14 protein-coding genes are annotated in these 12,343 nt (G+C 67.7%); 7 read left to right on the top strand and 7 right to left on the bottom strand.

The annotated features are described in order from the left end of the window. Window positions 1-22: 22 nt before the first annotated feature. The 7 genes from ACIBL3_RS37515 to ACIBL3_RS37485 form a co-directional block, all read right to left on the bottom strand. Complete coding sequence (locus tag ACIBL3_RS37515; RefSeq protein WP_396358667.1) at window positions 23-658, bottom strand: CoA transferase subunit B; 636 nt, start codon at window positions 656-658, stop codon at window positions 23-25. Continuing rightward, the gene (locus tag ACIBL3_RS37510; protein WP_396358666.1) at window positions 655-1,422 is read right to left on the bottom strand and encodes a CoA transferase subunit A; all 768 of its coding nucleotides are present in this window, start codon (window positions 1,420-1,422) and stop codon (window positions 655-657) included. Before ACIBL3_RS37510 ends, ACIBL3_RS37515 begins: the two co-directional genes overlap by 4 nt. Then, window positions 1,422-2,552, bottom strand: a complete 1,131-nt coding sequence (locus ACIBL3_RS37505; RefSeq protein ID WP_396358665.1) for a glycerate kinase — start codon at window positions 2,550-2,552, stop codon at window positions 1,422-1,424. The genes ACIBL3_RS37510 and ACIBL3_RS37505 overlap by 1 nt, the downstream gene beginning before the upstream one ends. After that, on the bottom strand, window positions 2,549-3,097 hold the full coding sequence (locus ACIBL3_RS37500; protein WP_396358664.1) for a gamma carbonic anhydrase family protein: 549 nt from the start codon (window positions 3,095-3,097) through the stop codon (window positions 2,549-2,551). Before ACIBL3_RS37500 ends, ACIBL3_RS37505 begins: the two co-directional genes overlap by 4 nt. Further along, on the bottom strand, window positions 3,081-4,010 hold the full coding sequence (locus ACIBL3_RS37495; protein ID WP_396358663.1) for a 3-keto-5-aminohexanoate cleavage protein: 930 nt from the start codon (window positions 4,008-4,010) through the stop codon (window positions 3,081-3,083). The genes ACIBL3_RS37500 and ACIBL3_RS37495 overlap by 17 nt, the downstream gene beginning before the upstream one ends. Then, complete coding sequence (locus ACIBL3_RS37490; protein WP_396358662.1) at window positions 4,003-5,055, bottom strand: ketopantoate reductase family protein; 1,053 nt, start codon at window positions 5,053-5,055, stop codon at window positions 4,003-4,005. Before ACIBL3_RS37490 ends, ACIBL3_RS37495 begins: the two co-directional genes overlap by 8 nt. A 91-nt stretch (window positions 5,056-5,146) precedes the next feature. After that, window positions 5,147-6,238, bottom strand: a complete 1,092-nt coding sequence (locus tag ACIBL3_RS37485) for a LacI family DNA-binding transcriptional regulator (protein ID WP_396358661.1) — start codon at window positions 6,236-6,238, stop codon at window positions 5,147-5,149. A 287-nt stretch (window positions 6,239-6,525) separates the two neighbouring features. Here ACIBL3_RS37485 and ACIBL3_RS37480 point away from each other — a divergent pair, with 287 nt between their 5' ends. The 7 genes from ACIBL3_RS37480 (at window position 6,526) to ACIBL3_RS37450 (ending at window position 12,319) form a co-directional block, all read left to right on the top strand. Beyond that, on the top strand, window positions 6,526-7,404 hold the full coding sequence (locus ACIBL3_RS37480) for an SMP-30/gluconolactonase/LRE family protein (protein WP_396358660.1): 879 nt from the start codon (window positions 6,526-6,528) through the stop codon (window positions 7,402-7,404). A gap of 73 nt (window positions 7,405-7,477) precedes the next feature. Next, window positions 7,478-8,029 (top strand): YybH family protein, encoded by a 552-nt coding sequence (locus ACIBL3_RS37475; protein ID WP_396358659.1) that lies wholly within the window; start codon window positions 7,478-7,480, stop codon window positions 8,027-8,029. Continuing rightward, window positions 8,029-8,826: an alpha/beta fold hydrolase gene (locus ACIBL3_RS37470; RefSeq protein ID WP_396358658.1), complete on the top strand. Its 798-nt coding sequence runs from the start codon at window positions 8,029-8,031 to the stop codon at window positions 8,824-8,826. Before ACIBL3_RS37475 ends, ACIBL3_RS37470 begins: the two co-directional genes overlap by 1 nt. Then, window positions 8,823-9,740 (top strand): DUF1028 domain-containing protein, encoded by a 918-nt coding sequence (locus ACIBL3_RS37465; RefSeq protein ID WP_396358657.1) that lies wholly within the window; start codon window positions 8,823-8,825, stop codon window positions 9,738-9,740. The genes ACIBL3_RS37470 and ACIBL3_RS37465 overlap by 4 nt, the downstream gene beginning before the upstream one ends. After that, the gene (locus tag ACIBL3_RS37460) at window positions 9,733-10,857 is read left to right on the top strand and encodes an SDR family NAD(P)-dependent oxidoreductase (protein WP_396358656.1); all 1,125 of its coding nucleotides are present in this window, start codon (window positions 9,733-9,735) and stop codon (window positions 10,855-10,857) included. The genes ACIBL3_RS37465 and ACIBL3_RS37460 overlap by 8 nt, the downstream gene beginning before the upstream one ends. Beyond that, a complete protein-coding gene (locus tag ACIBL3_RS37455; RefSeq protein ID WP_396358655.1) occupies window positions 10,854-11,345 on the top strand; it encodes a nuclear transport factor 2 family protein in 492 nt (163 codons plus the stop codon). Before ACIBL3_RS37460 ends, ACIBL3_RS37455 begins: the two co-directional genes overlap by 4 nt. Continuing rightward, entirely contained in the window at window positions 11,342-12,319 is a 978-nt protein-coding gene (locus ACIBL3_RS37450) for an LLM class flavin-dependent oxidoreductase (RefSeq protein WP_396358654.1), read from the top strand. The genes ACIBL3_RS37455 and ACIBL3_RS37450 overlap by 4 nt, the downstream gene beginning before the upstream one ends. Window positions 12,320-12,343 lie beyond the last annotated feature (24 nt).

Genomic DNA, 12,343 nt, shown 5'->3' with positions numbered 1-12,343 from the left:
CACCTGCCTTCGACGTGGCGGATCAGACCGCGACGCGGAGCTCCGGCTCTGTTCGGGAGCGGACGTCCTCCAGGGATACCTCGGGAGCGAGTTCGACCAGTTCCAGCCCATCCGCGGTGATGTCGACGACACAGAGGTCGGTGATGATCCGGTGCACGACTCGCTTGCCGGTGTACGGCAGCGTGCACTCTCGCACGATCTTGGGCGAGCCGTCGCGCGCCGTGTGCTCCATCAGAGCGACAACTCTCCGGGCGCCGTGCACCAGGTCCATCGCACCGCCCATGCCCTTCACCATCTTGCCCGGGATCATCCAGTTCGCGATGTCTCCGGCGGCGGAGACCTGCATCGCCCCGAGGACGGCGACGTCGATCTTGCCACCCCGGATCATCGCGAAGCTCGTCGCCGAATCGAAGTAGGAGGCGCCCGCCTTCAGCGTCACGGTTTCCTTGCCTGCGTTGATCAGGTCGGGATCCTCCGCGCCTGCGTGCGGGTACTGCCCGAGACCGAGGATTCCGTTCTCGGATTGAAGTACGACGTCGATGTCGTCGGGCACGTAGTTCGGAATCAGGGTCGGCAGACCGATGCCCAGGTTGACGTAGTCACCATCGACCAGTTCGGCTGCCGCGCGGGCGGCCATCTGCTCTCGTGTCCAGCTCACTGCCGCACCGTCCTCTTCTCGATTCGCTTGTCCGTGGCCTGCTCCGGAGTCAGCGCGACCACCCGGTGCACGTACACACCCGGGGTGTGGACCTCCTCCGGATCCAGATCCCCGGGCTCCAGGAGGTGCTCGACCTCGGCGACGGTCACCAGCCCGCATGCGGCAGCCAGTGGGTTGAAGTTCCGTGCGCTCTTGCGGTAGACGAGATTGCCGTGGCGATCGCCTTTCCAGGCCCGCACGAGTCCGACATCGGCGACGATCGCTCGCTCCAGAACGAACTCGCGCTCGCCGTCAGGCGTGTCGAACACGGCTGTTGGCTTGGCCGGGCTCGAGCACAGGACGGACCCGTCGGCGTCGTACCGCCAGGGCAGGCCGCCCTCGGCGACCGCGGTGCCGATTCCCGTCGCGGTGTAGAAGGCGGGAATGCCCGCGCCGCCGGCCCGCATTCGCTCGGCGAGAGTGCCCTGCGGTATCAGTTCGACCTCGAGCTCCCCGGTCAGGTACTGGCGGGCGAACTCCCTGTTCTCTCCGACATACGACGCCACCATTCGCCGCAGCCGGCCGGCTCCGAGGAGCCGGCCGAGTCCCCAGTCGTCCACGCCCGCGTTGTTGGAGATCACCTCGAGCTCACGCGTGCCGTGTGCGAGCAATGCGTCGATGAGTACGGCGGGGATCCCGCACAGGCCAAAGCCACCGACGGCGATCGTGGCACCGTCCGGGACATCTGCCACTGCCTCCTCGGCGCTCCCGACGAGCTTGTCCATCAGTCCTCCTTCTTCCAGGCCGCAGCCACGTGGCGGCCGGCGAACTCGAGAAGCCGGTCCGCCTCGCTCATCCGACGTACGACGTCCGGCTCGAACTGTTCGAGTGAAATCACCTGGTCGATCCCGCAGTCGCGTGCCGCGCCTGGCGGGACGAGACTTCTTCCGACAACGGCAGCGACCGGGACACCTGCGCGTCTGGCGATCCTCGCAACGCCGACCGGCCCTTTGCCGCGCAGACTTTGCTCATCGAGGGAGCCTTCGCCGACGATCACCAGGTCCGCGTTGCGCAAGCGCTCGGCGAATCCGGCCACACCGAGCACGAAGCTGATTCCGGACTCGACAACCGCACCCAGACCGGCCATCAATCCGAACCCGAGCCCGCCGGCCGCTCCGGCACCTGGCCGCTGGCGCACGACTCGCCCGGATGCCGCTTCGACGAGGTCGGCCCAGTGCGCGAGACCCAGTTCCAGCCGACGTACGGCGGCCGCGTCGGCTCCTTTCTGAGGGCCGAACATGGCTGCGCAGCCTTCGGGTCCCAGAAGTGGGTTGTCGACATCGCAGGCGAGGACGAGCTCAATCGACTGCAGGCGCGGATCCAATCCGGACAGGTCCACGGTGCGGAGATCGGCGAGGGCACCACCCCCGTGCGCTGCAGGTTCGTCGCGGCTGGTGAAGTGCGCTCCCAGAGCCCGGAGGGCGCCTGCACCGCCGTCCGTGCCGGCGCTGCCACCGAGACCGACCACGATCCGGCGCGCGCCGAGGTTCAGGGCCTCCCGGATGAGATCACCGACTCCGGCCGTATCTGCCGTCAGCGCGGTGTGAGCGTTCGGGAGACCCGGCAGCCGTCCCATTCCTGCTGCCGAACACATCTCGATCACTGCCCGGCCATCCTGTACTGCGAACTCGGCGGTGACCGGATTTCCGAGCGGGCCGGTGACGATGGCTCTCCGAGGCTCGAATCCGTAGCTGCGGACAACCGCCACCGTTCCGTCCCCGCCGTCGGCCACCGGACACAGGTCGACGATGGTGTCGGGGCGCACAGCGTGGATGCCGCGGCCGATTGCGCCTGCGGCATCCACGGCGTCCAGGGATCCCTTGAACTTGTCCGGCGCTACCAGGACGCGTCTCACGCCCGTCCCTTCGCGAGACCTGCAGCGTGCTTCCTGGCGAGATCGACATAGCTGCTCGCGTTGTCGAGTGTCCCGCTCCGTTCGTCGTCCGTGGTCGGGCGCCGGACTTTGCCCGGTACGCCTGCGACCAATGAACTTGGCGGAACGTGGGTTCCCTCAAGGACCACCGAGCCGGCCGCGATGATCGAGCCGGTGCCGATGACGGCGCCGTTCATCAAGACGGCGCCCATGCCGACGAGTACGCCGTCCTCGACGACGCATCCGTGCAGAATCGCGCGATGCCCGACCGACACGTCACATCCGACACTCACCGGATGACCCGGGTCGGTGTGGAGCACGCATCCGTCCTGGACGTTGCTGCGCATCCCGATCGAGATGGCGTCCTGGTCCGCTCGAAGCGTAGCGCCGTACCAGACGCTCGCGTGGCTTCCCAGGAGCACGCGTCCGGCCAGCGTCGCTGTGGGAGCAACCCAGGCATCCACAGCGATCCACGGCTCGCCGCAGCCGAGCGACACGAGAAGGCCTTGCTCAGAAGCCGACAGCATCTGCGCCCTTGAGCCCCAGTGCCGTTCGAGCTTCCGCCGGCGTCGCCGGGCGCCGGTCGAACAGGTCGGCCAGCGTCGCCGCCTTCGCGACCAGATCCGCGTTCGAAGTGGCCGCCTCCCGGCGCCGAAGCCGCAGGTTGTCCTCGAGCCCCACCCTGATGTTGCCTCCCATCACGAGGGACAGCGCAGCCATCGCGAACTCGCCCGGGTACCCGACGCCTGCGGCCGACCAGGTGAAGCCGTCTTCTCCGAACATCCGCTGAGCTGTACGGAGGAGGTGCAGCAGTTGGTCCGGCTCGGCGGCGATCCCGCCCAGGACCCCCAGGACGAACTGAAGGTTGAACGGAGGAGTCAGAACGCCGTCGCGCACGAGTTGCCGCAAGCTGAACAGTTGACCGACGTCGTAGACCTCGATCTCCGGCCTGGTCCCGGCGGCTTGCATGAGACCGGCGAGGTAGGTGATGTCGGCGAAGGTGTTCTTGAAGATGTAGTCGCGGGTCCCCTCAAGGTAGTCGCGCTCCCAGTCCTCGAAAGGCAGGTCGCGGCGCGCGACAGGGAACAGGCCGAAGTTCATGCTGCCGGCGTTCAGCGTGGCCATTTCCGGCCGGAAGCGGAGGACGCTTCCGCGCTCCTCGACGGTCATGTTCCGGCCACCACCGGTGGTGGGTTGCAGAACGGCGTCGGTCCGGCTGCGCAGCTCAGTGAGTACACGCTCGAACAAGTCCAGATCAGCGACGGGGCGACCGGTCTCCTCGTCGCGTACATGGACGTGCAGGACAGCCGCCCCCGCCTCTGCCGCACGTACTCCCTCCTCCACGATTTGCGCGACTGTGATCGGGATGTGCTTGCTCTGCGCGGGGACCGTCATGCCGCCGGTGATGGCACAGGTGATGATCGTCTTCTCGTCATGCATGGCTGTTCTCCTCGGGTCGACGCTCGGCTGGAGACACGGGCACCGATGCCAGTGCCGTGAAGACCTCGGGTGACGGACGGCCGACTCCCGCCTCGTAGCCGTGGACGAGACTGACGATCGCCTTGTTCAAGCGAGCATCCAGACCAAGCCGATTCGCGGTTTCGACCACACCGCCGTTGATGACGTCGACCTCGGTGAGTGAGCCGCGTTCGAGGTCCTGCAGCATCGAGGCCTTCGTCGCGGCGACGGTCTCCATCAGGCGTTCGAGCGCTGGATCGGGGTCGGGGGCGGTGAGTTCAGCGGGGTGAATTCCGAGCACGTCTGCGAGTCCGATGCCGAGTGCGCGGGCGACGCAGGCCCCTTCCGCCCACAGCCGGAGCGCGACCTCCCGCCCCACGCTGTCCGCGACAACGCCGCCGTACAGGAGCCCGCTGACTGCCCCGAGTCCCGAGAAGGTGCTGTTGACGAGGAGCTTCGACCAGATCTGGCCCGCGATGTCGGTGGTAGTCCGGGTGCCGGCAGCAGCGCGTCGCAGTACCTGAGCCAGCAGCTCCGCGCGCTGCGACGGTTGCCCGTCCGGTTCGCCGATCACGAAAGGTGCCTTGGTGGTCTGGCGGACGTGGCCGGGACTCAGATTCGTCGCTCCCCACTCGACGATGCCGAGCAGCAGGTTCGCGTCTCCGACAAGCGTGCGGACGCGTTCCTGGACCAGGCCGTTCCCGAGCGAGACGTACGTCGTCGCGGACCGCTTCGCGACCAGCGGGGGCAGCGCGGCGTCCAGGTACAGCGACTTCACCGTGATGAGGCAGTAGTCGAACTGCCCATCGAGCTGCTCGGCGTGCGAGACGGCGGGAATCCTGATCAAGGATTCGGTGCCGAACTCGTCGAGGAGGAGGCCGCGGCCGTTCAGCGCTCGGACATGCTCCTCGTCGGCATCGAGGACGGTGACGTCCTCGCCGGCGCGGGTGAGCTGGGCCGCCGTGACTCCGCCGATGGCGCCGGCGCCGAGCACGAGGATGCGCGGCCCCTCGTGGTGAGACCTCATATTTGCTCCAGTGGTAGGCATAGTTGACAGGCCGCTCTGCGCAGCGGAGCGGCAGGACAGGGACTCGAGCGTGCTGACGCTCGGCGTCGAACTAGTGACGTGGGCTCGCGAGTTCCAGGCCGCTCGGGGCCACGGAGCTGTCGGGGCATCCGCAGGTTGTTCCGATGCGGAGGAAATGCGGGCAGGTGATGATCTGTGGGGCTCCGCCGAACCCTTCGATCCGCCGGGCGAGCAGGTCGAATGACGTGCGCGCCATCTGCCGTCGTGGCTGGTTGATCGTCGTGATGATCGACAGCAGGGAAACGCCGGGATAGAGGCCGTCGAAGCCTGTCACGGCGACGTCGTCGCCCGCCTGGACGCCTTGGACCCGGAGTACTTCCAGTACGCCCACCGCGATCGCGTCACTGCCACACACGAGGGCATCGGGCAGCGGTCCGTCGGCGAGAAGCCGCTCGACCGCGCGTCGCCCGCCGTCCTCGCTCAGATACGTACTGATCCGCCGTCGCGGCGGGATCTCGATGCCCCGGGCTCGGGCCGCTGCGACGAAGCCCAGCTCACGGGCGGCCGAAGCGCTCGAGCTGCGCGGGCCGACGATGGTCGCGATCTGCTGGTAGCCGTGGTCGAGCACATGGTCCATCACCGTGATCGCGGCATGGTGGTCGTCGAGCCCAACCCAGTCCGCGTCGAGTTGCGGGATGCGGCGCGACAGCTGGACGAACGGTACGTGCGCCTTCCGCAGCGCCCGGATCACCTCACCGTCCTCCGGATGCAGGACGGTGAGGACGATCCCGTCCACCCCGCGGGCGATCATGGCGTCCACGACACACGCGAGGACGTCCGGACTCTCCTGGGTGTGCGCGACGAAGACCTCATAGCCTTGCTCGCGCGCCGCGTCGATGACGCCGGCCGCGATCTCGGTGTAGAACGGATTCGCGATGTCGGTGAGCACGAGGCCGATCACCCGCGTCCGCTGCGACCGGAGCTGTGCCGCCCTGGAACTCGACGTGTGGCCGAGTTCCTCCGCGGCCGCGAGCACGCGTTCGCGCATCTCGGACGACACACCGGGCCGCCCGTTCATGACGTAGGAAACTGTCGCGCGCGAGACCCCTACATGCCGGGCCACGTCGGCCGCCGAGACGCGCAGCGCACGGATGCCGGCCTTCTTCCCGCTTGTCGCTGTCATTCGAAGGTGGCACCTCCTCACTGGCTGGGTCGAGCTCGAACTCGGCCCGGCGCTGTGAACGTACGTCGAGCGAGTTCGTTAAGCAACATTAAGTCACCCTCGAACGGTCTCTGCACGTGAGTGCCAACTTAACGTTGCTTAACGTGACACCCATCACTAGCTTCGTCTGTTAAGTATCGACTGCGAACCGGGGCAGCAGTCGACCGGCAGGTCGGCGGGTACACCCCCGGCTCGCCGGCCGCACCACCTCGCTGAAAGCCGGCGGGGACCGACCGAAGAGGGCCGCGATGCGCATTCGTAGCGTTGTCGATGTCAAGACGAGCCTGGGCGAGAGCCCGGTCTGGGACGTCGAGCAGCAGCGACTCTATTGGGTCGACTCGATGGACGGTCGCGTCTTTCGGGCGGCCGCGGATGGAACCGGCCTGGAGACGTGGGACGTACGACGCAAGATCGGCTCCCTCGCCCTCACCGCGAACGGTGACGGAGCGGTCGTGGCTCTCGATGACGGTCTGTACAGGTTCGACTTCGCCGCCGATCGCGTCGAACTGCTCGCGGCGCCGGAGAAGGACGTGCCGTCGAACCGCCTGAACGACGGCAAGGCAGACTCCCGCGGACGGTTCGTCGTCGGCTCGATGGACACCCTCGAGGCAAGCCCGAGCGGCCGGCTCTACCGGTTGGATCCGGACGGCTCGCTGCACGTGCTGGACGACGGAATCACCTGTTCGAACGGTCCGTGCTGGAGCCCAGACGAGTCCACGTTCTACTTCGCGGACACCTGGACCGGAGACATCTGGGCGTACGACTACGACATCGCGACCGGAAACGCGACGAATCGCCGCGTCTTCGCCACGGTCGACACGGCTGACGGTGGCGCCTGCGACGGCATGACGGTCGACGCCGACGGCTTCCTGTGGCAGGCCCACGTGTACGGCGGGAAGATCCACCGGTACGCCCCCGACGGCACCCTGGATCGCACACTCGACATGCCGGTTCGAAAGGTGACCAGCGTGATGTTCGGGGGAGTCGATCTCGATGTCCTGTTCGTGACCTCGATGGCGCGGCCGCCGCTGCCCAGGTTCCCGGAGGACGGTCCCCAGCGTGGAGCGTTGTTCGCGGTCGACGGACTCGGAGTACACGGACTGCCGGCGCACCGGTTCGGTGCCTGAGCCCCTCCCGCGCGGAGCACATCATCCACACGGTCGTGGTCGACCGGTGGCACACCTGACAGAAGGACGAAGAATGCGCGAATTCACCGCGGACGAACAGGCCATCCTCCAGTTGCACAAGGACTGGTGGGAGTCCAACAACGGCCTCGACGTGCCGAGGATGCGGCAAGTCTTTCCCACCGGCGATGCCTACCTGATGTTCAACCTCAACGGCCACCCGTACTTCGGCATCGAGGAGAAGACCAATCTGTGGCAGTGGTACCGCGGCCGGATCGAGATCACCGCGCCCCTGGTGAAGATCATGCGCCTCGACGTGGTCGGCGACCTGGCTTATATCGCCGCCGAGGGAGTGTTCCCGAGCCGGCAGCTTCGCCAGGCGGACGACAGCGGCGAGGTGCTGCTGATCGGAGAGTCCGAGCAGTCGTTCCCGCCCGAGATCCGGATGCGCGCCACTGAGGTCTACAAGCGCGACGACGGCACGGGCGAGCTCCGCTGGACGATGTGGCACTTCCACTGCTCGCCCCTGCCGCCTGCCGACGAACCGCGTCCTTCGGTCGGTGACACCAGCGAGCAGCGCGGCCTCGGTGCGGTGCCGGGTCACGAGATCTTCGGGGTTGTCGGCTGATGACGCGTTTGGTGGTGGAGAGACCGGACGGGCGGCTCGTCGTGAACACGTACGGCGATCCGCGCGGCCGGACGCTGCCGCTCCTGTTCGTCCACCCCATCAACCTTCGGGGCTACGCCTGGTTCCGTGTTGTCGCGGAGCTGGCCGACGAGCGCTTCTGCGTCGTACCCGATCTCCGGGGGTTCGGAGACTCGGACACCGCGGAGAGATACGACATCCGGCTGTGGGCACAGGACTGCCTGGACGCGGCCGCGGCGGCCGGCGTCGAGCGGTTCCACGTAGTCGGCGGATCCCTCGGCGGCGCTGTCGCGACGTTCCTCGCCGCGATCGAGCCTCCACGAGTAGCGTCGGTCCTGGCCTTCGGCAGCCAGTTGCACAGCGACGATGCGGACTCGGCAGCGGTGCTCGCCACCCTCGCCACGAAGTCGGTTCCCGACATGTTCGCGGACATCATCCCGCGGTATTCGTTGGGTCCGCGAGCCGGCCGTCAGGTGGTCGACGAAGTCCTCGCGACGACCAATCCGAACGGGGCGGACGACGTCCGCGCCGTGTGGAAGGCTGCCGCTGCGGCCGACGTGCGGAGCATCGCCCCGGATGTGGTGTGCCCGATCACGGTCGTCACGGGTGCGGACGACCTGACGTGTCCGCCGCAGGCAGGCAAGACCATGGCCCAGCAGTTACGTGGTGATCATCAGATCCTGCCGGACTGTGGACATCTACCGATGTTCGAGCTGCCGGACGCGACCGTCGACCTGGTGCGTCGCCACCTCGTCCACGCCGAAACGAGCGCACCATGACGTACTCGATCGTTGCCCGCGACCCGCAGTCCGGAGCACTCGGCGTCGCGAGTCAGTCACACTACTTCGCGGTGGGTCGCGTGGTGACCTTCGCGCGAGCAGGTGTCGGTGTCGTCGCGACACAGTCGTTCGTCGATCCGTCGTACGGACCTCGTGGCCTCGACTTGATGGAGTCCGGGATCAGGGCCACCGACGCGTTGGGGAAACTCGTGGCCGGGGACCCCGAGGCAGACCTGCGCCAGGTCGCGATGGTCGACACCAGTGGTGGTACGGCGGCGCACACCGGCGGCCGCTGCGTGGCTCGCCGAGGCGATCAGGCCGGAGATCAGTTCGTAGCCCTGGGCAACATGCTCGCGTCCGACGCCGTTGTGCCGGCGATGGCGGTTGCCTTCGCCGCAGCCACTGGTGATCTCGCAGATCGCCTGCTCGCTGCGATGGACGCCGCCGAGGCGGCAGGCGGTGACGCCCGAGGGCAAATGTCCGCCTCGCTGATCGTGGTGTCCGGCGAGCTGGCAGCAGATCCCTGGGCCGGACGGCTCATCGATGTTCGGGTGGACGACGCAGCGGAACCGCTCGCCGAGCTGCGCAGGCTGGTGACGCTGAGCCGCGCACACCGTGTCTTCGGCCAGGCGGTCTTCACCCCGGGCCTGCTCTCCGCCGACTCTCCCACGGCGGGAGAGGCGCTCGACGCGGCCCTGAGTGCCCTCGACGACGCCGCCGCGACGATCGGCCCGGATCCCGAGCCCTACCTCTGGAAGGGCGTCCTGCTCGCGCGAGCCGGTCGATCTCGGGAGGCGGCGATCTGCCTTCGTGCGGCCGTTGAGCGTCGCTCCGCATACCGCGACTACCTGGACGGACTGCACGCGGTGGGGATCCTTCCCGTGCCCGGACGGACGGCGCTGGGTGATGACTGAGATCCGCTCTGTCGGCCAGGCGCTGGCGTCCGCGGTCCGTGCGAGGTCCGCTGAGGCAGTCGCGGCGCTGCTCGCGGCTCGCGCTGTGGTGGACCTGGGCGGTGATGAGACCACGGTCGAGTCGGCTCTGCACAGACTGAGCACCGCGCAGCGATGCGGCGTGACCCTGCTCGGCGACGAGCACCGCAGTGTCGTTGTGGTGCCCGCGGAGCTGGGGCTGCCGTCGAGCCGATTCGCCTTTGTCGCAACCCACCCGGACAGCGGCCCGATCGTGGAGCTGCTCGGCTATCCGGATCTCAACCACGAGAGCGCGACCGACGCCGGTTACGCGCCGCCTGTTGCAGGGGTACCTTTGCCGGCGGTCTGCGTCGATGAGGTACCTGTTGCAGATGAGCGGGTTCTGGTGACTGCCTCGAGCGGTGGACTGGGACAGGCCATCGCAGGAGGGTTCCTGGAGGCTGGGGCGGCCGTCGTCATCCACGGTCGACGTACTGTCGCCGATGCCGCCACAGGCAGTGCTGGGTACGTGGCCGCGGACCTCACCCGCGCAGGCGAGGCTGAGCGACTCGCGATCGAGGCGGCGGAGCTTCTCGGCGCTCCGATCACCGTGCTCGTTCACGCACTCGGCCCGTGGGATCCCACGCCGGCCGCCGGCGCCCGTGGTGCCGCTCGGCAGGCCTCGTTCGACGCCAACGTGTCCTCGGCGCTGGATCTGTGCGGATTCGTTGCCCCCGGCATGCGCCAGGCGGGGAGAGGACGCATCATGCTGGTTTCGGCTGGATCCGCTTGGATTCGTGATCACGGCTTGTACGGGCTCTCCAAGGCGATGCTGGCGCCCTTGGTGCAGACCCTCGCAGTCGAGCTTGCGCCTGAGATCACCGTCAACGCGGTCGCACCAGGACAGATCCGCGAGAGCGTCGCAACCATGGAGGCGCTGCATCCCGGTGCCGGTACCCGGACGTTGCGCGCCACGCCCACGGGCCGTTTCGTCACCAGGGGAGAGGTCGCCCAGGCGGTCCTGGCGCTGACCCGCGCGCCGTTCGACAGCCTCAACGGTGCTGTCATTCCCTTGGACGGCGGGGCAAGGCTCCCAGTCGATCGGCGGGTCCCGTCATGAATCGTGTGCTGACCGGACTACGCACGAAGGCGTCAGTAGACGATGCGTACAACAACGACGTGATCGAACGCATGCCTCTGACCGTCGGCCGGTTCTACCGTGCGCTACTGGACGAGGACGACGCGGCGCTGCACGCCACGCTCGCGGATGGAATTCGAGTGAAGTTCCCGTCGTACCCGGTCCTCACCGGTCGGGAGGATGCGATCAGCTATTTCACCTTCCAGAAGACGCTGTTCGACGAGCTGATCTTTCAGATTGTCGAGGCTCAGACGTACGGCGCCCTCAGTGCGGTGGTCTGGCGTGAGCGAGGCGTGAGCGCCGACGGTGCTGCGTGGGCCGCCGACGGAGTCGACCTGCTGCGCACTTCCGGGGACTTGATCACCTCGATCGAAGTCGGCGGGCTACCCGGCCCACTCGTTACTCAGCTGCGACGGTTCGGCGGGCCGCACCGGGGTGCCTTTCCCGACGTGAAAGGACACTCGTCATGAGTAGACCCATCGGATTCGTCTTGGGCAGCACGCTTCCGCCCGCCCTGCTGCCCAAGGCTGCGGGTGCGCTGGAGGACTCGGGCTTCTCGACGATCTGGCTGTCGGAGGACTACTTCTTCACTGGCGGGGTGGCCGGTGCCGCGATCGTTCTGGGCTCGACCGAGACGATCGCGGTCGGCATCGGTCTGCTGCCGACCTACACCCGCCACCCGGCGCTGTCGGCAATGGAGGTCGGTGCCCTCGCTGGGGCGTACCCCGGCCGCCTGACCGTCGGCTTCGGCTCAGGGGTCAAGGCCTGGCTGGAGCAGGTGGGGATTGCCCAACCGGCCCCGCTAGCGACGATGCGAGCGACGGTGGATTCGGTCCGCCGGTTGCTCGCCGGTGAGAAGGTCGAGAGCTCGGGACCATTCGTCCTCGACGGTGTACGTCTTGCCTTTCCCCCGGACGTTCCGCCGGAGATCTTCGTCGGCGCCACCGGTCCGAAAATGATGGCCCTCGCCGGTGAGCTGGCCGACGGCGTGCTGATGTCCGTGATGGCGACGCCGGACTTCGTGAGATCGGCGCGGACCGCCGTCGACGGGTCGGCCCCGGCCGGACGCCGTACGAAGCTGACGGCCTTCGCGATCTTCGCGCTCGGTGACACCGTCGAGGAGGCCCGTGCGGCCGCACGCCCGGTGGTCGCCGGGTATCTGGCCCTCGGGCCTACACAGCTCACCGACGCGGCTGGGATCAGCGAGGAGCTCTCCGCGCTGCTGGACGCTGTCGGCAAGGACGGCTTCGAGGCCGCAATGCCAGGGGAGTGGATCGATCGGCTCTGTGTCTGTGGTGATGCCGCGACGTGTCGTGAAGCCATCGATGCGCTGATCGCGGCCGGAGCCGACGAAGTCGCTCTGATGCCGGTCGTGGAGGCGGCGGACATCGTGTCCCACATTGTCCACGCGGGCTCCGTTCTCGGGTTGAGCAGGGGTGATTGACCTGATCCGTACACCCCAGCCATA

Origin of the sequence: Kribbella sp. NPDC050124 (assembly GCF_044460355.1) — a bacterium.
Lineage (GTDB): Bacteria > Actinomycetota > Actinomycetes > Propionibacteriales > Kribbellaceae > Kribbella.
This window is presented reverse-complemented; position numbering and strand designations above follow the sequence as displayed.